Source organism: Streptomyces sp. NPDC004610 (assembly GCF_040609715.1).
In the GTDB taxonomy this organism is placed as follows: domain Bacteria; phylum Actinomycetota; class Actinomycetes; order Streptomycetales; family Streptomycetaceae; genus Streptomyces.
The window spans coordinates 41672-65137 of the sequence record NZ_JBEXLA010000048.1 but is presented as its reverse complement, the minus strand read 5'-3'; the positions used below and the strand labels follow the sequence as shown (position 1 = coordinate 65137).

Below are 23466 nucleotides of genomic sequence, written 5' to 3'. Positions count from 1 at the left end.
GCCGGCCGGGTCCCGGGGGGGGGGCCGGGGTACTGCGCCATTTTCCCCCCCCAACCCCCCGGGGGGGGGGGGTGGTTTGGGGGGGGTTGGGGTGGGGGGGGGGGGGGGGTGGGGCGGTGGGGGGCGGGCCCTATCCGGCCCGCCCCCCACCGCCCCACCACTTCACCCGTTCCCTCAGCCCTCGCTCCGGTCGTCGTCGCCATTCCGGTCATCGTCGCGCCCGTCGTCGTCCCCGGCGTCATCCGACCCGGCGTCATCCGACCCGGCGTCGTCCCGGTCCGCCGTCACCGTGCCCGACTTTGTGTCCACGGTCCAGTCGGACTCCGTGCCGTTGGAGGCGTTCGACACCTCGATGTCCCAGTTCAGGGCGCGGTCGTCAGCGTCGTCGTCCAGGTCGACGGAGGTGACGAAACCCTTCGCGGCGGCGGCGTTCGCCGCCTCCAGCGCGCTCACCTCGACGCCCCGCAGGGCCGCGCGCTCCTCGTCGGAGTCGTCGTCGTCCGAGCCGTCGCGGGTGTCCAGGATCCGGCCCGTCGCCGGGTCGACGTACACCGTGTAGGACGTGTCGCCGGTGCCGAGGATGCCGATCTCCCAGCTCAGGCCGGCCGGACCGTCGTCGTCGCCCTTGTCGTCGTCATCGGCGTCGTCATCGGCGTCGTCGTCGCGGTCGTCGTCCTCCGTGTCCAGGTCCGCCGAGACCGCCGTGCCGGGGCGCTCCTTCAGCGCGGTCTCGATCGCCTGCGCCGCCGTGATCTTCGCGCCCCGGCGGTCGTCGTTCTCGCGGTCGTCGTCGGACGGCGGCAGGGTCACCGTGGATGCCGCCGATGTCGACGACGAGGGGGACGGTGAGGTGGAGCCGTCTCCGCCGGCTGCGAACGCCAGGGTCGTGCCGCCGCCGATGACGGCCGTCGCGGTGATCGCGGCGATGATGATGTTGCGCTTCATGGGTGTTCCTCCCCGTAAAGGGCGCCGGTCCGTTCCGTCGCCTTTCGACGTCCACCAAGGTGCCCGGAGCCACCTGAAGGCACGCTGAAGGCACCTGAAGATCACTTCAGCTTCTGTTTGGGACCCTGGTACGCATGCGGCTGCTGATCGTGGAGGACGAGAAACGCCTCGCGCTGTCCCTGGCCAAGGGCCTGACGGCGGAGGGGTACGCGGTGGACGTGGTCCACGACGGGCTGGAGGGCCTGCACCGGGCCACGGAGACCCCGTACGACCTGATCGTGCTGGACATCATGCTGCCCGGGATGAACGGCTACCGGGTGTGCGCCACCCTGCGGGCCGCCGGTCATGACGTGCCGATCCTGATGCTGACCGCGAAGGACGGGGAGTACGACGAGGCGGAGGGGCTCGACACCGGGGCGGATGACTATCTGACCAAGCCGTTCTCGTATGTCGTGCTCGTCGCGCGGGTTCGGGCGCTGCTGCGGCGGCGGGGGCAGGCCAAGGGGGTCTCGTCCGTGCATGTCGTCGGGGATCTCACCATCGACACCGGGGCGCGGCGCGTCGTACGGGGGGACGGTCGGGAGGGTGCGGACGGTGGTGAGGAGGTCGCGCTGACCGCCAAGGAGTTCGCCGTGCTGGAGCAGCTCGTGCTGCGGCGGGGCGAGGTCGTGTCCAAGGCGGAGATCCTGGAGCATGTCTGGGACTTCGCCTACGAGGGCGATCCGAACATCGTCGAGGTGTATGTCAGCGCGCTGCGGCGGAAGCTGGGCGCGCGGCTGATCCGGACCGTCCGCGGCGCCGGGTACCGGCTGGAGGTGCCGAGGTGAGCCGCCTGTTCGCCTCCGTACGGGCGCGGGCCACGCTCGGTGCCACCCTGGTGGTCGCGGTGGCGCTGGCCGCCGCCGGGGCCGCCGTCCTCTTCTCCCTGTACGCGAATCTGACCAACCAGGCGGGCACCGAGGCCGAGCGCGCGGCGCGCGAGGTCGCCGCCGATCTGTCGGGCGGACTGCCCTACCGGGAACTGCGGCTGGACGACGAGGGCACCCCCACCCAGGTGCTGGCCGAGGACGGCACCCTGGTCGCGGCGAGCGAGGGGCTGGAGCGGATCAGCGGGACGGCCACCGACCAGGTGCAGCCCCGTCCCGAGCCCGCCCCGGCCCCGTCCCCGACCGGCGACGACGATGACGACGATGAATCGGGCGACGACTCCGGGGACGACGACGGTGGCGGCAGCGGCGTCCTCGGGCCCGGTGAGATCAGCGACGCCGCGCCGCTGACCAACGGCTCGGCGACCATCGACGGGCAGTCCGGGGACTACCGGTTCGCCGAGGTCGAGGTCGCCGTGCCCGGCCAGGGCACCTTCACGGTGTTCGCGGGCGCCCCGCTGGCCGCCGAGCAGAACGCCGTGGACACCGCGCTCAAGGTGATGCTGATCGGCTTCCCGCTGCTGCTGGGGATCGTCGGCGGGGTGACCTGGCTGGTGACCCGGCGGGCGCTGCGGCCGGTCGAGGGGATCCGGCGGGAGATGGCGGAGATCACCGCCTCGGAGGATCTGACCCGGCGGGTGCCGGAGCCGGACACCCATGACGAGATCGCCCGGCTGGCCTCCACCACCAATGAGACGCTGGCCGCGCTGGAAGCCTCGGTGGAGCGTCAGCGCCGGTTCGTCGCCGATGCCTCGCACGAGCTGCGCAGCCCGATCGCCTCGCTCCGCACCCAGCTGGAGGTGGGCGAGGCCCATCCCGAACTGCTGGACGTCCCGGGCGCGGTGCAGGACACCGTACGGCTCCAGCATCTGGCCGCCGATCTGCTGCTGCTCGCCCGGATGGACGCGGGGGAGAAGCCGCTCGACGGGCGGGTCGAACTGACCGCGCTGGTCAGGGAGGCCGCGGCGGGGCGGGAGGGCGTGCGGGTGACGGCCGGGGGGCCGGGGGAGGAGCCGGAGCGAGGGCCGGTGGGGGGAGGACTGGTGGAGGGCGGGCCGGTGGAGGGCGGGCCGGTGGAGGTGGCCGGGTCCCGGGGGCAGCTGGAACGGGTTCTGGGCAATCTGCTGGACAACGGGCGCAGGCACGCCCGCAGCGAGGTGACCGTCTCCGTCCGCCGGGTCGGTGACCGGGCCGTGGTGGAGGTCGCCGACGACGGGGACGGGGTGCCGGAGGCCGACCGGGAGCGGATCTTCGAGCGGTTCGTCCGGCTCGACGACGCCCGCAGCCGGGACGACGGCGGCGCCGGGCTGGGGCTCGCCATCGCCCGCGATGTCGCCGTCCGCCATGGCGGGACGCTCACGGTGGGGGCGGGGCCGGCGGGCGGCGCCCTGTTCACGCTCCGGCTGCCGCTCGCCGGGTGACGGGGGCGGGGGCTGGGGGCGGGAGGCGGAGGGTGGGGGTGGGCGTGGGGGCGGGGGTGGGCCGCTCGCCGGCTCGCCCGGCCGTCGGCCCGGTCCCGTCCTCAGGGGCGACCGCGCTGCCCCCGCAGATGCTCCGCGATCGGCTTGAGGGACTTCTCCAGCTCGGTCAGCGATTCGGGGGTGAGCAGATCCATGAAGTGCTTGCGGACCGACGACACATGGTGCGGCGCGACCTTCCGCATGGTGTCCAGACCGTGCTCGGTGAGGACCGCGTACAGGCCCCGGCGGTCGGACTCGCAGTGCTCCCGCCGCACCAGCTGGGCGTTCTCCATCCGCGTGATCTGATGCGAGAGGCGGCTCTTGGACTGGAGCGTGGCGGAGGCCAGATCGCTCATCCGCATCCGCAGCTCCTCGGACTCCGAGAGATTCACCAGGATCTCGTAGTCGTTCATCGTCAGGCCGAACGGCTGTAGGTCCCTTTCCAACTGGTACGCCAACAGCTTGTTGACCTCCAGATGGGTGCGCCAGGCACACTGCTCCGCATCGGTCAGCCAGCGCGTGGCCGTCTCGGTCTCCATGAATGAAGTCTACCTAAAAAGTTGAAAAGCGAACTAGTGAGGGCGGTGTGACGGTGCGCACGCGTTCGATGTCACACTCCGCAGACTACCGCTCACAGCCCGAAGCGACGCTGGAGGTCTCCCAGCTGTCCGGGAAGGCGCGGTGTGCCGCCTTGCGGTGCATGCCCTCCGGGTGCCCCGCCGCCGGGCACCCCCGCCTGGTGCGGGACCGTCCCGGTGGTCTGCTCGGCCATCAGCGTCTCGGACGACTGGAGCAGTACCGTTCCGGCACCCACGAACTCGAACTGGTGCTCCTCCCCGGAGGCCCCGCCCAGGCCCGTCATCGCACGTAGGCCGCCCATCAGGCCCGTCATATAGCCATGGTCGTAGTGATGGCAGGGGGACGGGCAGTCGGCCCAGCCGACCAGGGCCTGGGGGTCGACCCGGATCGGGGGTTCCATGAAGACCACCGGGCCGTTCGAGGCGGCCACGAACTTTCCGGTTCCGATGAGGGTCAGAAAGCCCGGCACGATCGACTGCTTCAGCGCGAGAGTTGGCTGAAAAGCGAGCAGATTGCCGGAGCGAATGGTCAGGTTGCCCTGCTCCAGATCGAAGGAGTTCACATCGAAGGCCCGGTCGGCGAGGAGCATCTTGCCGTTCCCCTCCGCCACCACCCAGTCCGCCGCGTGCAGAGGCGAATGGAACGAGGTCCGGACCAGCCGGTCGAGCCGGCCGTGCCCTATCCCGTTGAACTCGATCGAGCCGTAGTACGAGATCATCTTCCCCTTCTGCAGAAACCACTGGGAGCCCTTGAGCTCCACGCAGAAGGTGTACGCGTTGACGTTGTCGTCGGACGGCAGGCTCATCGGGTCGTGCACGACAGGGCCCGCTCCGGCCCCGGGCCCGGCTCCCGCTCCTGGATAGGCGCTCACAGCTTCTCCTCCGATGCCTGCACATACACCGCGCCGCTGCCGCTCAGCTCCAGCTGGAACCCCTCGCCGGAGCCGCGGCCCACCATGTCCCGCCAGCCGAGGGCGGTGGACAGCTTGTTGCGAACATCCCCGTGGTGGGCGACGTACGCCTGGGGGTCGACATGGACCGGGCGCTGGGGGGTGATCGGGATCTCGAACACCCCGCCGTGCGCCATCACGGCGACCGCGCCATGGCCCTTCAGGGTCGTGGTGAACAGGCCCTGGCCGCTGATCTGGCCGCGCACCATGCCTATCACCCCGCCCTGCGAGCCCAGGAACAGCGTGCCCTGCTGGAGCGTGCCCTCGAAGGCGAGCAGCCGGTCCGCCTCCACGCACAGGGTGTCCCCGGAGAGCTGGATCACCTGGATGTGATGCCCGCCGTGCCCGAACAGGACCGTGCCGCTGCCCTCCACCGTCATCAGCGGGGTGTCCTCGTTCGCCACCCGGCGGCCGATCATCGACATCACGCCGCCCTGCCCGCCCGCGGTGTTCGGTGTGAAGCTCACCTCGCCCCGGTACGCGAGCATCGCGCCGCGCTGGCTGAACAGCCGCTGACCGGGCGCGACCGTCGCCTCGACCATCTTGGAGTTGATCTCCCGGAAGCCCATCACACATCCCCCGCGATCGTGTTCCGCTCGCTGGGCTGGACGTAGACCACGCCCTCGCCCTCGAAGCGGATCTGGAACGCCTCGCCGCCGCCCTCGCCGAGCAGTGTCCGGAACGTCACCCCGGACTGGAAGGACTGCCGCAGATTCCCCTGGTGCGCCACATAGGCGCCCGGGTCGACCGTCAGCGGGTACTGCGGGCTCACCCGGAGCAGCACCGCCGGGCCGTCCGACATGATCGCCGCCATGCCGTGGCCCTCGACCGTCGTCGTGAACAGGCCGTTGCCCTGGGTCGCGCCGCGCAGGCCGGTGAACTGCGTGCCCGTGCGCAGACCGCCGTCCGTCGCCAGCAGATTGCTGGACTCCACGTACAGCGTCTCGCCCCGGAGGCTCACCAGGTTGATCTCGGAGGCCCGGTCCGCGAACCAGCAGCTGCCCTGGCCGCGCACCTCCATCATGGTCATCTGCTCACCGGTGAGCCGCCGGGTGACCATTCCCCGGATGCCCTCACCACCGCCGCTGAGCTTCTTGAAGGCCATCTGGCCGTCGTACGCGACCATCGAACCGTTCTTCGCCTTCACGGCGTCCCCGGTCATCTCGACGGCCAGCACCTTGCTGCCTTGAAGTCGAAACATCGCCACGCAGGGGAAGGTACGCCCAGCGGAGCCCCGGCGAACAGGGCCCAGGGGTGGAGAACGACCCTGAAACCATCCCCTAGGGTCCCCTACCGCCCGTCCGGCCGCCCCGGCGTCTCCGCCTCCCGGCTCACATGCGCCGTGAGCAGCCGCAGCAACTGCTTCGCCGTCGCGTCCTGTTCCGGGGTCAGGGCCATCGCGTCGCCCATGGCCGACGGGACCGTCCCGGCCCGCTCGCGCAGCCGGGCGCCCGCCGGTGTGAGACTGATCTCCACCGAGCGCTCGTCGTCCGCGCGGCGCTCCCGGCGCACCAGACCGTTCGCCTCCAGTCGCTTCAGCAGCGGGGAGAGGGTGCTCGACTCCAATTGGAGCGCGGCCCCCAGGTCCCGCACCGACACCGGGTCCCGCTCCCACAGGACGAGCATCGTCAGGTACTGCGGATACGTCAGCCCGAGGACCTCCAGCAGCGGGCGGTACCGGGCGGTTTGCTGCTCGCTGGTCATGGCTTCCTCCTCGGGTTCCTTGTCGTGGGTTCCTTGTCACGGGTGCGGGGTGCGTACGGGGGCGTGCGTGGGTGCCGGTCCGTTCGATCGGTTCCGGGGGGCTCCGGCTCACTCTGGGACTTTTCAGTCGCTCTCGATTTTATCGCGCCCCAATAAGTTGCGCGCGATTTAATCGTGCGCTACGTTTGAGAGGTGCCGCCCCGCAGGGCGAAGGACAGACGGTCCCGCCCACGGCACGGACCCGAGGAGGTCGTCATGACCGACACCACCGCGCCCCGCCCGGTCGTGCTGGAGCCCGCCGCGAAGGCGTTGGCCGAGGCCACCGGCGCCCCGCCGTTCCTCTTCCAGCGTCCTCCGGCGGACGGCCGCAAGGCGGTCGACGAGATCCAGTCGGGTGACATCGCCAAGCCGGAGGTGGACGAGGAGTGAGTCACGGTCTCCGGTGGTCCCACCGGGAGCGTCCCGGTCCGGATCGTCAGGCCGAAGGGCGCCGCCGGGCCGCTGCCCGTCATCGTCTACATCCATGGGGCCGGGTGGGTCTTCGGGAATGCCCACACTCATGACCGGCTTGTGCGGGAACTGGCCGTTGGTGCCGGTGCCGCCGTTGTCTTCCCCGAGTACGACCGTTCCCCTGAGGCCCGTTACCCGGTCGCCATCGAGCAGAACTGGACGGTCGCCCGGTGGGTCGTCACCGACGGCGCGGCGAAGGGTCTCGACCCCGCCCGGATCGCCGTCGCCGGGGACTCCGTCGGCGGCAACATGGCCGCCGCGCTCACCCTGATGGCCAAGGAACGCGGTGGACTGGACCTCGTCCAGCAGGTGCTCTTCTATCCGGTGACCGACGCCCGCTTCGACACGCCGTCCTATGAGCGGTTCGCCGAGGGGTACTTCCTGCGGCGGGACGGCATGCGGTGGTTCTGGGACCAGTACACGACCGACGAGAAGCAGCGCGCCGAGATCACGGCGTCGCCGCTCCGCGCCACCCTCGACCAACTCGCCGGGCTGCCCCCGGCCCTGGTCGTCACCGGTGAGGCGGATGTCCTGCGGGACGAGGGGGAGGCGTACGCGGCCCGGCTCCGGGAGGCCGGGGTGCCGGTGACGGCGGTGCGCTACCAGGGGATCATCCATGACTTCGTGATGCTGAACGCCCTGCGGGAGACCCATGCCGCGCAGGCGGCGATCAGCCAGGCGGTGGGGGTGCTGCGGGCGGCGCTCGGGACGGACTGAGCGACGGGCTCGGCGGGGGACCGAGGGATGGGCTCGGCGATGGACCGAGTGACGGGCTCGGCGACGGGTTCGGCAGGGGTGGGGTACCCGCGCGCGGGGCGGGATGTGCGGTACCGGTGCTGTGCCCACCCGCGCGGCACGGCGGTTGCGGCCCCCGGCATCATGAGCGGTGCCGTTCGGTCCTGTGACCCCCGCCCCGACAGGAGCCCCGCCCGATGCCGCACCGTCCCCGTCCTGGCCTCCCCCGCGCGCTGACGATGCTGGCACTGTGCGGGGCACTCGCCCTGAGCGGCTGCTCCGGCTCCGGCGGCGACGGCCCCGACCCGACAGACGGCGACTCCCCGCCCTCCGGCTCCGCTTCCTCCCCCTCCCCCTCCGGTGAGATCGCGCTCCCCACCCCCGGGATGCCCTTCGACTACCAGATCGGCGGCGCCTACCCGCCCCCCGAGGGCGTCCGCTCGGTCTCCCGCGACCGGTCCGCGAAGCCCGCCCCCGGCCTCTACAACCTCTGCTACGTCAACGCCTTCCAGGCCCAGCCCGACGCCACCGGCTGGTGGCAGGAGCACCACCCCGACCTCCTGCTGCGCACCCCGGCCCCGGGCGGCGAGGGCGAACTCGTCATCGACCAGGACTGGGACGAGGCCCTCCTCGACCTCTCCACCGCCGCCAAGCGCGAACGCCTCGCCGAGATCGTGGGGGAGTGGATCGACGGCTGCGCCACCGCCGGTTTCCAGGCCGTGGAGGCCGACAACCTCGACTCCCACCTCCGCTCCGAGGGGCTGCTCACCGCCGCCGACGATCTCGCCTTCGCCGAACTGCTGGTCGAGCGCGCCCATGCCGCCGGGCTCGCCATCGGCCAGAAGAACGCGGCCGAACTGGCGCCCCGGGGCCGCGCCCTCGGCTTCGACTTCGCGGTGGCCGAGGAGTGCGGCCAGTACGACGAGTGCGGCTCCTACGCGAGCGCCTACGACGACCGGGTCTTCGACATCGAGTACGAGCCGGCCGGCCTCGCCACCGCCTGCCGCGACTGGGGCGACCGGCTCTCGGTGGTCTTCCGGGACGTGGACGTGACCCCGGCGGGGGCCTCCGGCCATGAACGCCGGACGTGCTGACGTACCGTCGTGGCCGTCGTGGCCGTCGTGGCCGTCGTGGCCGTCGTGGCCTCCGTGTCGCCGTGCCTCCGGCGCCGACGTGCCTCCGTGGCTTCCGGCGCCGACGTACCGCCGCGGCCTTTGCCGCCGACGTGCCCCCCCGTGACCTCCGCCGCCGAGCGGAACCCCGGCCCCAACACCGAGAGATCCCACCCCCCTCCCCAGCGGAACCCCACCCCCGTCCAACCCGCCCCCGCTCGCCTGCCACAATGGTGAACGTTTGTGCTTCCGTTCACAAAGGCGTCGGTCCGTAGGGGGCCGCCGCCGGATACCCCGACATGACGAAGGTGACCCGTGGACATCAAGACCGCCGGCGCGCTGCGCCGCCTCCGCCTGGTCTCGGCCCCCGAGGCCATCTCGTTCCTCGTGCTGCTGCTCTGCTCGGTGCTGCGGCGGACGACCGACTTCGACGCCGTGCCCGTGATGGGTCCTGTCCACGGCGTCCTGTTCATCCTGTACGTGATCTTCTGGGCCGACGCCTGGAACCGGACCAAGTGGCCGATCGGCCGGGCCGCCCTCTATTTCGTCCTCTCCATCCTCCCCGTCGGCGGCTTCTTCGCCGAGCGGATGCTGAAGCGGGAGGCCGAGGACGCGGTGATCGCCTCGCGCGCCCGTAAGGAAGGGGTCGTGAGCGCGTGATCGTCGCCTTCTCCGTGACGCCCCTGGGGGTCGGCGAGGACGTGGGGGAGTACGTCGCCGACGCCGTCCGCGTGGTGCGCGAGTCGGGGCTGCCGAACCGTACCGACGCCATGTTCACGTCGATCGAGGGGGAGTGGGACGAGGTCATGGACGTCGTCAAGCGGGCCGTTGCCGTCGTCGAGGAGCGCGCGCCCCGTGTCTCCCTGGTCCTCAAGGCGGACATCCGGCCCGGCGTGACCGATGGGCTGACCTCGAAGGTGGAGACGGTGGAGCGGCATCTGTCCGGCACCGACTGACCCGCCCCGCTCCGACTGGCCTGCCCAGGAGCACTGACCCGCCCGAAATCCAGAAACCCCGGCCCCCAGGGCCGGGGTTTTCTCGTATCTGCTGATTGAGCATTCGCTCAAACTCCGCTACCGTCGCCACCACAGGCTTTGAGCACTCGCTCAAATCGCAGAAGTGGGGGGACGGGCCATGAAGCCCACCACGCTCTACATAGAGACCCGCGTCCGAGCCGACCTCGACACCCTCTGGTCGGCCACCCAGGAACCCGCCCGGCATCAGCGCTGGGACCTGCGCTTCACGGAGATCGAGTACCTCCCGCGCGCCGACGGCGAACCACAGCGCTTCCGGTACGCCACCCGCCTCCTGCCCTTCCTCACCGTCGCGGGGACCGGGGTCTCGGCCGGGGAGAAGCAGCGCCCCGACGGCACCCGCACCTCCGCCCTGCGCTTCTCCTCCCCGCACCCCCTCTCCCTGCTCGCCGAGGGCAGCGGTTACTGGCGTTACGTGCCAGACGGCGACGGTGTGCGCTTCCTCACCGGCTACGACTACCGCCCCCGCTGGGGCCGCCCCGGCGCGCTCGCCGACCGGTGTGTGTTCCGGCCGCTGATGGGCTGGGCCACGGCCTGGTCCTTCGACCGGCTGCGGCTCTGGCTGGAGCGCGGGATCACCCCCGAGCGGGCGCTGCTGAACTGGCTCGCGGAGATCGCCGTACGGGTCGTGGTCGTCGCGTGCGCGGTGACCGGGCTGGGGCTGGAGCCGTTGCTGCGGCTGTTCGGGCCGTTCGCCGCGCCGCTGGCGTATCTGCTGCCGGTGCTGCTGCTGACCGCCGTATGCCTGGCGCTGTTCCTGCCGCCCCGGGCCGGCACCCCCGCCGCCCGGCGCTGTCTGCGCGTCCCGCCGACCCAGGTGCGCGCGCCCCGGCTGCTGCGCACGCTGGAGACCCCATGACCGCCCCGGGCACCCCGGCCACCGGCCCCGCCTCGATCTTCCGTACCGCCATGGGCGCCGGGTTCGACCGTCTCCATCCGGAGCTGCGGCGCCGCTTCTCGGTCGGGCTGGACAGCGGCGAAGCCTGTACCGGGCGCGGGGTCATGGACCGGATCTGGCACGGCGGGGCCGTCGTCCTGCCGTTCCTCGCGCTCGGCGCCACCCGCAACATCCTGGTCCCGCGCGAGGGCCGCCAGATCCCCTTCACCATCGAGAACGTGCCCTACACCGACTCCCACGGCCGTGAGACGGTGACCTTCGTGCGCACTTTCGACCTGCCCGGCCGCCCCCGCCGCTTCGACGCCCAGATGGTGCTGGATCCGCGCGGCGACCGCGTCCTCGACTATCTCGGCACCCATCAGCACCTCGCCACCGACCTGCGCCTGCACGCCGAACCCGATGGCTCGCTGCTGATCCGGTCCGGCGTCCACCGCTTCCGGGAGGGCCCGGTGGATGTCCGGGTGCCCGCGCTGATCGGCGCCGACGCCGAGGTGCGGGAGTCGTTCGACGATCGCACCGGGCGGTTCCGGATCCGGGTGCGGGTGGTCAACCGGCGTTTCGGACCGGTCTTCGGCTACGAGGGCAGCTTCACCGCCGCCTACACCGACGTCCGCCGCCATGGTGTCCGTCCCGGGCTGCGGCCGGTGCGCGAGGAGGCCCGCGCGTGAGTCCCGAGACCGCGAAACCCGCATCCGCGAAACCCGCATCCGCGGAGACCCGGAAGTCACTGGAGACCAAGACCAAGCTGCTGGAGGGTGCCCTGCGCACCCTCACCGAGCAGGGCATCGCCAAGACCTCGGCCCGCAGCATCGCCGCGGCGGCCGGGGTCAATCAGGCGCTGGTCTTCTACCACTTCGGGTCGGTGGACGAACTGCTCGCGGCGGCCTGCCGGTACGGGGCGGAGGGCTCGGTCGCCCGGTACCGGGAGCGGTTCGCCGCGGTCGGCTCGCTGAGCGAGCTGCTCGCGCTCGGCCGGGAGATCCATGAGCACGAACGGGCCGCCGGGCATGTGACCCGGCTCGGGCAGCTGCTCGCCGGGGCCCAGACCCACGCGATGCTCGGCCCCGCCACCGCGGCCGGGCTGGAGCTGTGGATCGTGGAGATCGAGGCGGTCCTCGCACGGGTGCTCGGGGCTACGCCGTTCGGGGAGTTCGTGGATCCGGCGGGGCTGGCGCGGGCGGTGGCGGCGTCCTTCGTCGGGATCGAGCTGTACGAGGGGGTCGACGGGGAGGGGGCGGGCGCGGCGATGGCCGCGCTGGAGCAACTGGGGTTGCTGGTGGGCGCGTTGGAGGATCTGGGGCCGGTGGCGCAGCGGGCTGTGCGGCATCGGTTGCGGCGGTCCTCCGGACGGTGACGGGGGGCGCGACGGGGGGGAGGGGGTGGTGCGGTTGGGGTGCGGGTGCGGGTGAGTGGTGGGCGGGTGTGGGTGCGGGTGCGGGTGCGTGGTGGGCTGGTCGCGCAGTTCCTCCCCCGGAGGGGGCACCCCCAGCGCCCCTTGGGGGCGTGCCGGTCGGCGTCGCTTGAAAGGGTCCCCCACCTGGACGCACTCCGTTCGACATGCCCCCCTCCGTGCACTTCTGTGTGGATATCGACTCGTTCGATCTTCACTTCAGGGAGGGCGCTGTGCGGCCCGAGGGCTACGACTACGACACCCACAGCCGACTCGCCGGGCCGCTCACCGAGCCGTCCGGCCACGCGTATCAGGTGGAATACACCTCGCTGCTCGCGCGTGAGCCGCACCGAATACGCGCGGTCCTGCTGATGGCCCTCGCGCCGATCCTCACCGGCGTTCTGCTGGTCTACCTCGTCTGGCCCAGTCACTGGGTGGAGCGCGAGGGCGGTGAGCGGTGGCTGGTCTGGCTCGATGCCACCATGCTCATATCCATCGGCCTGATCGGGCTGTTCATGGTCGTCAACGTGGCCTCCGTGGCCCACGCCACCATGGTCGCCCGCGATCCCCTGCCGGTCCGCCCCGAGCCCGGCACCCGCGTCGCCTTCCTGACGACGTACGTCCCCGGCAAAGAGCCCCTCGCCATGGTCCGCGCCACCCTCGAAGGCGCCACCCGGATCACCCACCCCGGCCCGCTCGACCTCTGGCTCCTCGACGAGGGCGACGACCCGCAGGCCAGGGCCCTCTGCGCGGAACTCGGCGTCCACCACTTCACCCGGCACGGCGTCCCCGAGTGGAACCGCGCCTCCGGCGTCCACAAGGCCCGCACCAAACACGGCAACTACAACGCCTGGATCGCCCGGCACGGCGACGCTTACGACTTCTTCGCCTCCGTCGACACCGACCATGTCCCGCTCCCGAACTTCCTGGAGCGGATGATGGGCTACTTCCGGGACCCGGACATCGCCTTCGTCGTCGGACCGCAGGTCTACGGGAATTACCACCACCCCGTCACCAAGGCCGCCGAGTCGCAGCAGTTCCTCTTCCACGCGCTGATCCAGCGGGCCGGAAACCGCTACCGGGCCCCCATGTTCGTCGGCACCAACAACGTCGTCCGGATCGCCGCCGTCCGCCAGATCGGCGGGCTGTACGACTCCATCACCGAGGACATGGCCACCGGGTTCGAGCTGCACCGGCGGCGCAATCCCCGTACCGGGCACCACTGGCGGTCGGTCTACACCCCGGACGTGCTGGCCGTGGGGGAGGGACCGGCGTCCTGGACCGACTTCTTCACCCAGCAGCTGCGCTGGTCGCGCGGGACGTACGAGACGCTGTTCACCCAGTACTGGAGGGCCCCGTTCAGCATGCCCCCCGGGCGGCTGTTCTCGTACTCGCTGATGCTCGTCTACTACCCGATGACGGCCGTGAACTGGCTGCTGGGGATTCTGAGCTGTGTGCTGTTCCTGTGGTTCGGGGCGTCCGGCACCCAGGTCACCGCCTCGGTCTGGCTGATGCTCTACAGCGATGCCGCCGCCCTCCAGATCGGCCTGTATCTGTGGAACCGGCGCCACAATGTCTCCCCGCACGAGCCGCGCGGCTCCGGCGGGCTGGCCGGGATGGCGATGTCGGCGCTGTCCGCGCCCATCTATCTGAAGTCGTTCGGCGAGGCGCTGACCCGGCGCCCGAGCCGGTTCGTGGTCACCCCCAAGGGCGCCGGTGCCAGCCCCGACCGACCGGCCACCTTCCGGATCCACCTCGGCTGGGCGCTGCTGCTCGCCACCTCCCTGGCCGCGTCGGTGGTTCTCGGCCACACCCATGCCGCCATGCGCACCTGGACGGTCCTCGCCCTGCTCATCTCGCTGGCCCCGGTCGCCGTCTGGGCCGCCGGACTGCTGGGCGAGCGCCGTGAACGCCAGTCGGCGGCCCTGCTGGACCATGTCCCCGAGCCCTGCGAACCCGCCCTCGCCGCCGTCCGCACCACCACGACCGGAGGTGACTAGGCCATGCCCGCCTACCAGCCCTCGCCCAGGACGAAGAAGACCGTGCTCGGCATCGGCGGGGTCGCCCTGCTGCTCGGTCTGAACGCCCCCGCCGCCCTCGACTTCGCCGGTGAGAAGTACCACGACTACAAGATCTCCCGGCCGGAGTATCTGGCCAGATACGGATCCTGGGACCAGATATCCATCCCGGAGGAGTTCCGCACCAACGCCATCCACGCCGCCCTGCTGCACACCGGCAAGGTGCTGATCGTGGCCGGGTCGGGCAATGAGCAGCGCAAATTCGACCAGGGGTCCTTCGACACCGTGCTGTGGGACCCGAGGACCAATGTCTTCCGGAAGGTGTCGACCCCCGAGGACTTCTTCTGCGCGGGCCACGCCCAGCTCCCCGACGGACGGCTCCTGGTGGCCGGGGGCACCGCCCGCTACGAACTCCTCGACGGCGAGGTCGAACGGGCCGGCGGCGGTATGCGGGTCAAGAACGAGAACCCGGACAAGGCCGTCTTCCTCCGCAAGGGCACCCGGTTCCGCTCACCGGCCGGGGTCGAGTACACCACCCGCTTCGACGTCACCGTGCCCCGCGCGAAGAAGACCACCGGCGGCGAGCGCGGGGTGACCGTCACCGCCAGCGAGGCCCGGGTCTTCGTGGAGGCCGTCGAGTCCGGCCCGCTCTCCATCACCGAGAAGCAGACGCAGTACGAGGTCGTCGGCCTGAAGGGCGAGGACGCCGCCAACACCTATGGCCTCAGCGAGCGGATCAGCCTCGACAAACAGGACTTCCAGGGCATCCGCGCGGCCTATGAGTTCGACCCGGTCGCCGAGAAGTACGTCCCGGTCGACCCGATGGACAAGGCCCGCTGGTACCCGACCCTGGTCGGCCTGGACGACGGGCGGATCCTCGCGGTCTCCGGGCTGGACGACGTCGGCATGATCGACCCCGGGGACAACGAGATCTACGATCCGGCGACGAAGAAGTGGACGCCGGGTCCCCAGCAGTACTTCCCGACCTACCCCGCGCTCTTCCTCACCCGGGGCGGCAAGCTCTTCTACTCGGCGGCCAACGCCGGGTACGGGCCCGCCGACCAGGGGCGCGAGCCCGGCATCTGGGACCTGGAGAAGAACACCTTCACCCCGGTGCCCGGACTGAAGGACGCCGACCAGACCGAGACGGCCGCCTCCCTGCTGCTGCCGCCCGCGCAGGACCAGAAGGTGATGATCCTGGGCGGCGGAGGCGTCGGCGAGTCCTCCAGGGCCACCGGGCGCACCGCCGTCATCGACCTCAAGGCCGACAACCCGGTCTTCGAGAACGGCCCGGAACTCCCGCAGGGGACGCGCTATCTGAACAGCGTGATCATGCCGGACGACACCGTCTTCACCTCCAACGGCTCCTCCGACTACCGGGGCCGCAGCGCCAGCAACATCCTGAAGGCCCAGTTCTACGATCCGAAGGCCAACACCTTCCGGGAGGCCGCCGCGCCCGAGGTCGGCCGCAACTACCACTCCGAGGGGCTGCTGCTGCCCGACGGCCGGGTCGCCACCTTCGGCTCCGATCCCCTCTTCGACGACCAGCAGAACACCAAGCTCGGTCACTTCGAGCAGCGGATGGAGGTCTTCACCCCGCCCGCCCTGCACCGCAACGGCGCCGCCCGCCCGGTCCTGGCGGACGGCCCGTCCCGGCCCGCCGCCGACGGCACGGTCACCTACCGGACCGGCCACCCCGACCGGATCGCGCGGGCCCGGCTGATGCGCCCCAGCGCCGTCACCCACTCCACCGATGTCGAGCAGCGCTCGATCGATGTCGAGGTCACCAAGAAGGGCGACCGGGTGACGGTCACCGTCCCCGACGACCGGGCCCTCGTCCCGCCCGGCTGGTACATGCTCTTCGTCACCGACGCCGACGGCACCCCGTCGGAGGCGAAGTGGATCCAGGTGGGGAAGTAGACGGCCCGGCCACCCGTCTCGTCCGCCCGGCCGGATGTGGCTCATGTCCTGGAGCCCGCGTGGGGAAGGAGAGCGCCAGCTGTCCGCCGGCTGGATGCGGCCTACGTCCTGGAGCCCGCGCCCCGCGCCAGCTCCAGGGCGTACTCCGGCCACCAGCGCCCGGCCTGCGGACCGCCCTCGCAGGAGCCGTCCGACTCGCCGGGCCGCTTGATCCACAGATAGGCGTCGAGACCGCGCACCCCGGTGCCGTCCGTGGGCCGGGTGCCCAGCGACCGGCCCGGCGGATTGCACCAGGCCCCGTCGAGCGGCCCCGTGCCGTTGCGGCTGGTGTCGATGACGAAGTGCCGCCCGCCCAGCGCCTTCGACAGCTCCTGGCCGTAGGCGGTCGCCACCGCGTCCGTCTGGAAGTTGGCGACATTGAGCGCGAACCCGTCCGCGTCCGCCACCCCGGCCCGCTTCAGCGGCTCCACCAGCTTCCAGGGCTCCTTGATCCAGGCCGGGTTGCCCGCGTCGAGGTACACCCGGGTGTGCGGCTGCCGCTTCAGCCGGGTGACGGCCTCGCGCAGCAGCAGCTCCCGCTCCGGTTCCAGCTCGACGGGGGTGCAGCCCGAGATGACATGCGCGATGGCGTCCGGCTCCAGCACGACCAGCGCCTTGGTGTCCCCGATCGCCGCGGCGAACCGCTCGATCCAGTCCCGGTAGGCGTCCGCGTCGGTGGCGCCGCCCGCGGAGTGCTGACCGCAGTCGCGGTGCGGGATGTTGTACGCCGCCAGCAGCAGGGTGCGGTCCGCCCGGCGGGCGGCGTCGGCCGCGGCGGCGATCTGCGGGCCCGGGTCGGTCTCACCGGCCGGCCAGAGCGCGGCGGGCTGCTCGGCGATCCGCCGCAGCGCCTCGGCGTCGGCGTCCCGGCCCTGCTGCCGCCAGGTCCGGATCTGCCGCGCGGCCGGGCTGTCCGGGTCGACCCAGAACGGGGAGGCTGCGGCCCGCGCCGGCCGTGAGGCGGGCCCGGCGACGGACGCCTCACCGGCCTCGGGCGCGGCTCCGCACCCCGCGACGAGCCCGGACACCGCGACTAGCCCGGACACCGCGAGCGACGCGAACGCCACGAGGGGCTGGATCGGCCGGGACATACGGCTCCCTGAAGCGAGAAATGACGAAACGTCAACAACACTTACATAACGGATCAAATATGACCGGTATGACATGGAGCCCCGCACCGAGAGTCACTCCGAACGGGTCAGCCGTCCTCGGCGCCGGCCGCGGCCCCGCTCTCGGCGAGCAGCGCGCTGCCCAGCGGGGTCCGCTCGTAGTGCACCTGGTGCCCGTACCGGCGGGAGAGGAGCAGCCCGGAGGCGCGCAGGGTGGTGAGATGGGCCGAGACGGAGGACGGGGCGAGCCCGAGGCGGTGGGCCAGCGCGCTGGTGGTGGCCGGTTCGTCCAGCGCGGCGAGCACGGCGGCGCGGCCCCGCCCCAGCAGCCGCCCGAGGGCGGCGAGGGAGTCCGGGGTGCGGTCGCCCGGCACGGCCCACAGCCCGGCGAGCCCCCGAGCCGGATAGACGAGGGTCGGCTGCCACGGTGGCTCGAAACCGCTCACCACATCCGGCCAGGAGAACACGCTCGGCATCAGCACCAGCCCGCCGCCGTCCAGATCCCGCCCGTGATCGGGCTTGCCCGCAACGGTCAGCAGCCGCCCGGAGAGGGAGATACGGCGGTCCAGTTCCGGCAGCAGGGCGCCCAGGCCGACCGAGGCGAGCCGACGGGAGTGGAACGCCACGTCCGCCTCCAGCAGGGCGCGCAGCCGGGGCCAGTCGGGGGCGATCAGCACCTGCCAGGCGGCTTCCAGCAGATCAGCGAGGTGCTGGATCGTCCGGGCGGGATCGGCCAGCAGCGCCCGGCCCTGTGGGGAGCGCAGGGCGCCCGGGGTGTCGGCGAGGGCCATGGCCAGATCGGCGCGGGCGGCTTCGGGGTCGGCGCCGCGCACCCTGGCGATCTCCTCGTCGAAGGTGGCCGCGGGCCCGATCGGGGGCGGGCCCAGAAAGTCGGGGCTGTGCCCGCGGCGGGGCATCAGCAGCCGGAAGGGGGCGAGGTCCAGGTCTTCGGCGGCCCGGCGGGCGCGGCGCAGCCAGGGCACGTGATAGCCGTGCCGGTCGGGCCGCCCCAGCGTCCGCACGGCCTCCTGGGTCTCCCAGAGCGGCGAGAGGGCGAACCGGCAGCGGAGCAGATCCTCGTCGGTGAGCCACAGGTGATAGGGCACGGCGACATGTACTCCTACTCCTACTCCTCGTCCGAGCGATTCGACGGCGGCCGGACGCCCGGCGGCGGCCGGAGCGGGCAGCGGCGGCCGGAACGCCAGACGGCGCCCGGAACACTCAGCAGTGGCCAGGACAGCCAGCAGCGGCCCGAACATTCGGCAGTGGCCGAAACTCTAACGCCCCCGCCCCCCGACTCCCCACCCTCTCCCCATGACCGAAGCCCTTCCCCCTCCCCCTCCCCCTCCCTCTGCCCCTACCCCTCCCCCCGCCCCCTCCTCGGCGCCCGGCTACACCACCGTCTTCGCCATCCGTGAATTCCGCTCCGTCTTCGCCGCGCACGCGCTGTCCCTGCTGGGTGTGGTGGTCGGCGAGATCGCGCTGACCGTCCTCGTCTACGACCTGACCGGCTCGCCCCTCCTCAGCGCGCTGGTCTTCGCGCTGGGCTTCCTGCCGTATCTGCTCGGCGGCACGCTGCTGTCCGGGGTGGCCGACCGCTTCCCGGCGCGCCGGGTGCTGGTGGTGTGCGATCTGGTGTGCGCGGGGTGTGCGCTGCTGATGTCGCTGCCGGCGACCCCGGTGGCGGCGCTGCTGGCGCTGCGGTGTGTGATCGCGGCGGTGGCGCCGGTGTTCACCGGGACGCGGACGGCCACGCTGGCGGACATCCTGGGCACCGGGGACCTGTTCGTGCTGGGGCGGTCGCTGCTGCGGATGGTGTCGCAGAGTTCGGTGCTGGTGGGCTTCGGACTGGGCGGCCTCCTGCTGACCGTCGTACCCCCGAGGGGGGCGCTGACGATCACGGTCTGCACCTTTCTCCTCTCGGCGGTGCTGCTCCGCCTCGGCACGCGCCGCCGCCCGGCGCGGGGCGGGTCGTCCGGCGGCCTCCTCTCCTACTCCCTGAGCGGGGTACGGGAGGTCTGGGCGGACCGCAGGATCCGGGCCCTGCTGCTTCTTCTCTGGCTGCCCCCGATGTTCGTGGTCGCGCCGGAGGCCCTGGCGGCGGTGTACGCGGACGAGATCGGGGTGGGCACGGCGGGGGTGGGGCTGCTGATGTGCGCGATGCCGGTCGGGACGATCGCGGGGGAGCTGTACGCGGGCTCGGCGCTCACCCCCGGAACCCGCTCCCGCATCGTCCTCCCCCTCCTCTCCCTCGGTCTGCTCCCCCTCCTCACCTACGCGTTCAGCCCCGGCCTGCCCTGGATCCTGCTGGCCCTGGTGGTGACCGGACTCTCGGGCGCGTACACGCTGGGCGCGGACCGCTGGTTCGTGGACGCGGTGCCGGAGGAACTGCGGGGCCGGGCGATGACCGTGCAGACGGCCGGGCTGATGACGATCCAGGGCGTGGGGATGGCGCTGGCGGGCGCGGCGGCGGAGTTCTGGCCGGTGGGGACGGTGGTCGCCGGGGTGGCGGTGGTGGGGACGGTGTGCTGCGCGCTGCTGGCGTGGGAGGTGAGCCGGACCGGGACCCGGGCCGTCGGCCGGGGGCGGGGACCGAAGGACGAGACAGGGCTGACCACGATATGACCGACGGGTAGGGTCTGATGCCGTGCCGAAGCCGCTCAGTCTCCCGTTCGACCCCATCGCGCGCGCCGACGAACTCTGGAAGCAGCGCTGGGGCAGTGTCCCCTCGATGGCCGCGATCACCTCCATCATGCGGGCCCAGCAGATCCTGCTGGCCGAGGTGGACGCGGTGGTGAAACCGTACGGTCTGACCTTCGCCCGCTATGAGGCCCTGGTCCTGCTCACCTTCTCCAAGGCGGGCGAACTGCCGATGTCGAAGATCGGCGAGCGCCTGATGGTCCACCCCACGTCCGTCACCAACACGGTCGACCGTCTGATGAAGTCCGGCCTGGTCGCCAAGCGCCCCAACCCCAACGACGGCCGGGGCACCCTCGCCGTGATCACCGACAAGGGCCGCGAGGTGGTGGAGTCCGCCACCCGCGACCTGATGTCCATGGACTTCGGCCTGGGCGTCTATGACGCCGAGGAGTGCACGGAGATCTTCGCGATGCTGCGGCCACTGAGGGTGGCGGCGGAGGATTTCGAGGAGCAGTGAGCGGTGAGCAGCGAGAAGGGGGCAGTGAGCGGGGGCTCGGGGTGACTCCGGTCAACGGGGCGCGACCGGCTCCCACTTGATGGTGATCCTGCCGTCGGTGATGCGCGTAGACGGCTTCAGGGCCTCGGTGCGCTGCCAGGCTGTGGGCCGATATCCGGATGATCGGGGTCCGGATCGGCCCGAGCTGAGGAAGACACGTGTTGAAGATGAAGAAGTGCGTGCGCGTTGCCCTGACCACCATGAGCGCCGGGGCGCTGGCCGTCACCGTGACACTCGGTGCGGCGGGTGGCGCGCAGGCGAGCGCCACCGGCACCACGGCGGTCGGGACCTTCAGCTACGAAGTGCGCGGAGCGAGCGTCAAGGTTCCGACCGGCTGTTTCCTGACTCACAGCGTCAAGGGGTCCGGCAAGAAGATCACCAGCCAGCTCGCCGGTATCGACTGCGCGGGGCTCGCCGTGACCTTCTCGCAGTTCTGCAACTGGAGGATCGACTTCTCCTACGCCGACACGAGCAACAAGACGTACAAGACCGCGCGTGGGGCCACGCACTCCGAGTGCAAGGGCAATCCGCTGCGCCGGGCCGGGAAGCGGACCCTGCCGAAGTACGGGAAGGCATGCGCGAAGTTCTTCGTGAACGGCAAGCTGCGGGCGACCCAGTGCCACTACATCACCAAGTGACCAGCCGTCCCGCCGGGTGATGGGCCGACCGGCCGCGGTCGGTGCGGCGGGCCCTCGGGCCTCGGGACCCGGTTCTCGGGCCCGGTGCGCGGGCCCGCTCAGACCGCGGCGGGTCGCGGTGCGGCCTGGCCCTCGATCAGCGGCTGGACCTCGCGGGTCACCCTGCGCTCGACGAAGAAGGCGGCGGTCGGGATCGTCCCGGCGAGCAGCACCCACAGCAGCCGGGCGACCGGCATCTTCGCCTTGTTGCCGAGATCGAAGGCGAAGAGCAGGTACAGGATGTACAGCCAGCCGTGCGCGATGCCGACGACCGTGCTGAAGCTGTCGAAGCCGTCGATGTTCAGCAGCCGGTTTCCGATGAAGGCCACCGTCAGCAGGATCAGCAGGACGGCCGTGACATAGGCCATCACGCGGTAGCGGGTCAGGACGCTCTTCTTCATGGCGACGAGCGTAGCCGGTGCTCCCGGGGCCCTTGAGCATGGCTCCTGACCTGCATCACTGTCCTTTACTTGGACGTCCTAGTAAATTTGTCGGTATGGACGCTGACGCCATCCAGGAGGGTCGCCGTCGTTGGCAGGCCCGGTTCGATGCCGCTCGGAAGCGGGAGGCGGACTTCACCACGCTCTCCGGGGATGCCGTGGAGCCGGTCTACGGGCCCAGGGCCGGGGACCGGTACGCGGGCTTCGAGCGGATCGGGTGGCCCGGGGAGTACCCCTTCACCCGCGGGCTGTATCCGACCGGGTACCGGGGGCGGACCTGGACGATCCGGCAGTTCGCCGGGTTCGGGAACGCCGGGCAGACCAACGAGCGGTACAAGATGATCCTCGCCGCGGGCGGCGGCGGGCTCTCGGTCGCGTTCGACATGCCCACGCTCATGGGCCGCGACTCCGACGACCCCCGCTCGCTCGGCGAGGTCGGGCACTGCGGGGTCGCCGCCGACTCCGCCGCCGACATGGACGTCCTGTTCCGGGACATCCCGCTCGGGGAGGTCACGACCTCCATGACGATCAGCGGGCCCGCCGTCCCCGTCTTCTGCATGTACCTCGTCGCCGCCGAACGGCAGGGCGTCGACCCCGGCGTCCTCAACGGCACCCTCCAGACCGACATCTTCAAGGAGTACATCGCCCAGAAGGAGTGGCTCTTCCCGCCCGAGCCGCACCTCCGTCTCATCGGCGACCTCATGGAGTACTGCGCCGAGCGCATCCCCGCCTACAAGCCGCTCTCCGTCTCCGGCTACCACATCCGCGAGGCCGGGGCCACGGCCGCCCAGGAGCTGGCGTACACCCTCGCGGACGGCTTCGGATACGTCGAGCTGGGGCTCAGCCGCGGCCTGGACGTGGACGCGTTCGCCCCCGGGCTGTCCTTCTTCTTCGACGCCCATGTCGACTTCTTCGAGGAGATCGCCAAGTTCCGTGCCGCCCGCCGCATCTGGGCGCGCTGGATGCGGGAGGTCTACAAGGCGACGACCGACAAGGCGCAGTGGCTGCGCTTCCACACCCAGACCGCCGGTGTCTCCCTCACCGCCCAGCAGCCCTACAACAACGTGGTGCGCACCGCCGTCGAGGCCCTCGCCGCCGTCCTCGGCGGGACCAACTCGCTGCACACCAACGCCCTGGACGAGACCCTCGCCCTGCCCAGCGAGCAGGCCGCCGAGATCGCCCTGCGCACCCAGCAGGTGCTCATGGAGGAGACCGGCGTCGCCAACGTCGCCGACCCGCTGGGCGGTTCCTGGTACGTCGAGCAGCTCACCGACCGCATCGAGGCCGACGCCGAGCAGATCTTCGAGCAGATCAGGGAGCGGGGGCTGCGCGCCCACCCGGACGGACGGCACCCCATCGGCCCGATCACCTCCGGCATCCTGCGCGGCATCGAGGACGGCTGGTTCACCGGCGAGATCGCCGAGTCCGCCTTCCAGTACCAGCGGGCCCTGGAGAAGGGCGACAAGCGGGTCGTGGGCGTCAATGTCCACACCGGCTCCGTCACCGGCGACCTGGAGATCCTCCGGGTCAGCCATGAGGTGGAGCGCGAACAGGTACGGGAGCTGGGGGAGCGGAAGGGACGGCGCGACGAGAGGGCGGTACGGGCCGGGCTGGACGCCTTGCTCGCCGCCGCCCGCGACGGGTCCAACATGATCGCCCCGATGATCGACGCGGTCCGCGCGGAGGCCACGCTGGGCGAGATCTGCGGGGTGCTGCGGGAGGAGTGGGGGATCTATGTCGAGCCCGCGGGGTTCTAGCGCCCCTTTTCTTCCGTAGCGGGGGCCAGCGCCAGCGCCCGTAGCGGGGGAGGGAGGGGGAGCGCCCG

23 protein-coding genes and 1 pseudogene are annotated in these 23466 nt (G+C 71.5%); 15 read left to right on the top strand and 9 right to left on the bottom strand.

Annotated elements, in window-relative coordinates:
- Positions 1-174: 174 nt before the first annotated feature.
- Positions 175-945 carry a PepSY domain-containing protein gene (locus tag ABZX40_RS37055; protein WP_355749016.1) on the bottom strand — a complete coding sequence of 257 codons (771 nt, stop codon included), beginning with the start codon at positions 943-945 and terminating at the stop codon, positions 175-177.
- 134 nt (positions 946-1079) lie between these two features.
- Here ABZX40_RS37055 and ABZX40_RS37050 point away from each other — a divergent pair, with 134 nt between their 5' ends.
- Positions 1080-1772 (top strand): response regulator transcription factor, encoded by a 693-nt coding sequence (locus ABZX40_RS37050; protein ID WP_355749013.1) that lies wholly within the window; start codon positions 1080-1082, stop codon positions 1770-1772.
- Positions 1769-3292 (top strand): HAMP domain-containing sensor histidine kinase, encoded by a 1524-nt coding sequence (locus tag ABZX40_RS37045; protein WP_355749011.1) that lies wholly within the window; start codon positions 1769-1771, stop codon positions 3290-3292. Before ABZX40_RS37050 ends, ABZX40_RS37045 begins: the two co-directional genes overlap by 4 nt.
- A gap of 101 nt (positions 3293-3393) precedes the next feature.
- Here ABZX40_RS37045 and ABZX40_RS37040 read toward each other — a convergent pair whose 3' ends face one another.
- The 5 genes from ABZX40_RS37040 to ABZX40_RS37020 form a co-directional block, all read right to left on the bottom strand.
- Complete coding sequence (locus ABZX40_RS37040; RefSeq protein WP_355749008.1) at positions 3394-3870, bottom strand: MarR family transcriptional regulator; 477 nt, start codon at positions 3868-3870, stop codon at positions 3394-3396.
- 92 nt (positions 3871-3962) lie between these two features.
- Positions 3963-4715, bottom strand: coding sequence for an AIM24 family protein (locus ABZX40_RS37035; protein ID WP_355749028.1), 753 nt, complete (start codon positions 4713-4715; stop codon positions 3963-3965).
- A gap of 62 nt (positions 4716-4777) precedes the next feature.
- Entirely contained in the window at positions 4778-5428 is a 651-nt protein-coding gene (locus tag ABZX40_RS37030) for an AIM24 family protein (RefSeq protein ID WP_355749005.1), read from the bottom strand.
- Positions 5428-6060 (bottom strand): AIM24 family protein, encoded by a 633-nt coding sequence (locus tag ABZX40_RS37025; RefSeq protein ID WP_355749002.1) that lies wholly within the window; start codon positions 6058-6060, stop codon positions 5428-5430. Before ABZX40_RS37025 ends, ABZX40_RS37030 begins: the two co-directional genes overlap by 1 nt.
- Before the next feature lie 89 nt (positions 6061-6149).
- Positions 6150-6563: a MarR family transcriptional regulator gene (locus tag ABZX40_RS37020; protein WP_355748999.1), complete on the bottom strand. Its 414-nt coding sequence runs from the start codon at positions 6561-6563 to the stop codon at positions 6150-6152.
- Between the two features lie 255 nt (positions 6564-6818).
- Here ABZX40_RS37020 and ABZX40_RS37015 point away from each other — a divergent pair.
- The 9 genes and pseudogenes from ABZX40_RS37015 to ABZX40_RS36975 all read left to right on the top strand — a co-directional run bounded on the left by ABZX40_RS37015 (position 6819) and on the right by ABZX40_RS36975 (position 16180).
- Positions 6819-7790, top strand: a pseudogene (locus tag ABZX40_RS37015) (alpha/beta hydrolase).
- A 215-nt stretch (positions 7791-8005) separates the two neighbouring features.
- Positions 8006-8902 carry an endo alpha-1,4 polygalactosaminidase gene (locus ABZX40_RS37010; protein ID WP_355748998.1) on the top strand — a complete coding sequence of 299 codons (897 nt, stop codon included), beginning with the start codon at positions 8006-8008 and terminating at the stop codon, positions 8900-8902.
- Positions 8903-9235: 333 nt separating this feature from the next.
- Positions 9236-9580 (top strand): DUF3817 domain-containing protein, encoded by a 345-nt coding sequence (locus tag ABZX40_RS37005; RefSeq protein ID WP_355748995.1) that lies wholly within the window; start codon positions 9236-9238, stop codon positions 9578-9580.
- Positions 9577-9876: an MTH1187 family thiamine-binding protein gene (locus ABZX40_RS37000; protein WP_355748992.1), complete on the top strand. Its 300-nt coding sequence runs from the start codon at positions 9577-9579 to the stop codon at positions 9874-9876. Before ABZX40_RS37005 ends, ABZX40_RS37000 begins: the two co-directional genes overlap by 4 nt.
- Before the next feature lie 178 nt (positions 9877-10054).
- The gene (locus ABZX40_RS36995) at positions 10055-10813 is read left to right on the top strand and encodes a hypothetical protein (RefSeq protein ID WP_355748989.1); all 759 of its coding nucleotides are present in this window, start codon (positions 10055-10057) and stop codon (positions 10811-10813) included.
- Positions 10810-11520 (top strand): DUF4166 domain-containing protein, encoded by a 711-nt coding sequence (locus ABZX40_RS36990; RefSeq protein WP_355748986.1) that lies wholly within the window; start codon positions 10810-10812, stop codon positions 11518-11520. Before ABZX40_RS36995 ends, ABZX40_RS36990 begins: the two co-directional genes overlap by 4 nt.
- A gap of 59 nt (positions 11521-11579) precedes the next feature.
- Positions 11580-12206, top strand: a complete 627-nt coding sequence (locus ABZX40_RS36985) for a TetR/AcrR family transcriptional regulator (RefSeq protein ID WP_355749025.1) — start codon at positions 11580-11582, stop codon at positions 12204-12206.
- A gap of 269 nt (positions 12207-12475) precedes the next feature.
- A complete protein-coding gene (locus tag ABZX40_RS36980; protein WP_355749022.1) occupies positions 12476-14242 on the top strand; it encodes a cellulose synthase catalytic subunit in 1767 nt (588 codons plus the stop codon).
- A gap of 3 nt (positions 14243-14245) precedes the next feature.
- On the top strand, positions 14246-16180 hold the full coding sequence (locus ABZX40_RS36975; protein WP_355748983.1) for a kelch motif-containing protein: 1935 nt from the start codon (positions 14246-14248) through the stop codon (positions 16178-16180).
- 101 nt (positions 16181-16281) lie between these two features.
- Here ABZX40_RS36975 and ABZX40_RS36970 read toward each other — a convergent pair whose 3' ends face one another.
- Together ABZX40_RS36970 and ABZX40_RS36965 are read right to left on the bottom strand one after the other, a co-directional pair.
- Positions 16282-17310, bottom strand: coding sequence for a glycoside hydrolase family 6 protein (locus tag ABZX40_RS36970; protein WP_355748980.1), 1029 nt, complete (start codon positions 17308-17310; stop codon positions 16282-16284).
- Positions 17311-17417: 107 nt separating this feature from the next.
- On the bottom strand, positions 17418-18434 hold the full coding sequence (locus ABZX40_RS36965) for a DUF5937 family protein (protein ID WP_355748977.1): 1017 nt from the start codon (positions 18432-18434) through the stop codon (positions 17418-17420).
- A gap of 208 nt (positions 18435-18642) precedes the next feature.
- Here ABZX40_RS36965 and ABZX40_RS36960 point away from each other — a divergent pair, with 208 nt between their 5' ends.
- The 3 genes from ABZX40_RS36960 to ABZX40_RS36950 all read left to right on the top strand — a co-directional run bounded on the left by ABZX40_RS36960 (position 18643) and on the right by ABZX40_RS36950 (position 21162).
- Complete coding sequence (locus ABZX40_RS36960) at positions 18643-19953, top strand: MFS transporter (protein ID WP_355748975.1); 1311 nt, start codon at positions 18643-18645, stop codon at positions 19951-19953.
- Between the two features lie 22 nt (positions 19954-19975).
- A complete protein-coding gene (locus ABZX40_RS36955; RefSeq protein WP_355748972.1) occupies positions 19976-20485 on the top strand; it encodes a MarR family transcriptional regulator in 510 nt (169 codons plus the stop codon).
- Between the two features lie 218 nt (positions 20486-20703).
- The gene (locus ABZX40_RS36950; RefSeq protein ID WP_356162816.1) at positions 20704-21162 is read left to right on the top strand and encodes a hypothetical protein; all 459 of its coding nucleotides are present in this window, start codon (positions 20704-20706) and stop codon (positions 21160-21162) included.
- A gap of 98 nt (positions 21163-21260) precedes the next feature.
- On the opposite strand, the gene ABZX40_RS36945 is transcribed toward ABZX40_RS36950, so the two are convergent.
- The gene (locus tag ABZX40_RS36945) at positions 21261-21602 is read right to left on the bottom strand and encodes a DUF3817 domain-containing protein (protein WP_355748969.1); all 342 of its coding nucleotides are present in this window, start codon (positions 21600-21602) and stop codon (positions 21261-21263) included.
- A gap of 95 nt (positions 21603-21697) precedes the next feature.
- On the opposite strand from ABZX40_RS36945, the gene ABZX40_RS36940 reads away from it, so the two are divergent.
- Complete coding sequence (locus ABZX40_RS36940) at positions 21698-23398, top strand: methylmalonyl-CoA mutase family protein (protein ID WP_355748966.1); 1701 nt, start codon at positions 21698-21700, stop codon at positions 23396-23398.
- Positions 23399-23466: the final 68 nt, after the last annotated feature.

What these genes read in the sequence shown, in the direction of transcription:
- ABZX40_RS37020 (WP_355748999.1), bottom strand. Translation starts at nt 6,563, where the DNA reads ATGACCAGCGAGCAGCAAACCGCCCGGTACCGCCCGCTGCTGGAGGTC.
- ABZX40_RS36940 (WP_355748966.1), top strand. Translation starts at nt 21,698, where the DNA reads ATGGACGCTGACGCCATCCAGGAGGGTCGCCGTCGTTGGCAGGCCCGG.
- ABZX40_RS37025 (WP_355749002.1), bottom strand. Translation starts at nt 6,060, where the DNA reads ATGTTTCGACTTCAAGGCAGCAAGGTGCTGGCCGTCGAGATGACCGGG.
- ABZX40_RS37035 (WP_355749028.1), bottom strand. Translation starts at nt 4,715, where the DNA reads ATGAGCCTGCCGTCCGACGACAACGTCAACGCGTACACCTTCTGCGTG.
- ABZX40_RS36960 (WP_355748975.1), top strand. Translation starts at nt 18,643, where the DNA reads ATGACCGAAGCCCTTCCCCCTCCCCCTCCCCCTCCCTCTGCCCCTACC.
- ABZX40_RS36945 (WP_355748969.1), bottom strand. Translation starts at nt 21,602, where the DNA reads ATGAAGAAGAGCGTCCTGACCCGCTACCGCGTGATGGCCTATGTCACG.
- ABZX40_RS36970 (WP_355748980.1), bottom strand. Translation starts at nt 17,310, where the DNA reads ATGTCCCGGCCGATCCAGCCCCTCGTGGCGTTCGCGTCGCTCGCGGTG.
- ABZX40_RS36990 (WP_355748986.1), top strand. Translation starts at nt 10,810, where the DNA reads ATGACCGCCCCGGGCACCCCGGCCACCGGCCCCGCCTCGATCTTCCGT.
- ABZX40_RS36995 (WP_355748989.1), top strand. Translation starts at nt 10,055, where the DNA reads ATGAAGCCCACCACGCTCTACATAGAGACCCGCGTCCGAGCCGACCTC.
- ABZX40_RS37040 (WP_355749008.1), bottom strand. Translation starts at nt 3,870, where the DNA reads ATGGAGACCGAGACGGCCACGCGCTGGCTGACCGATGCGGAGCAGTGT.
- ABZX40_RS37010 (WP_355748998.1), top strand. Translation starts at nt 8,006, where the DNA reads ATGCCGCACCGTCCCCGTCCTGGCCTCCCCCGCGCGCTGACGATGCTG.
- ABZX40_RS37050 (WP_355749013.1), top strand. Translation starts at nt 1,080, where the DNA reads ATGCGGCTGCTGATCGTGGAGGACGAGAAACGCCTCGCGCTGTCCCTG.
- ABZX40_RS37055 (WP_355749016.1), bottom strand. Translation starts at nt 945, where the DNA reads ATGAAGCGCAACATCATCATCGCCGCGATCACCGCGACGGCCGTCATC.
- ABZX40_RS36975 (WP_355748983.1), top strand. Translation starts at nt 14,246, where the DNA reads ATGCCCGCCTACCAGCCCTCGCCCAGGACGAAGAAGACCGTGCTCGGC.
- ABZX40_RS37030 (WP_355749005.1), bottom strand. Translation starts at nt 5,428, where the DNA reads ATGGGCTTCCGGGAGATCAACTCCAAGATGGTCGAGGCGACGGTCGCG.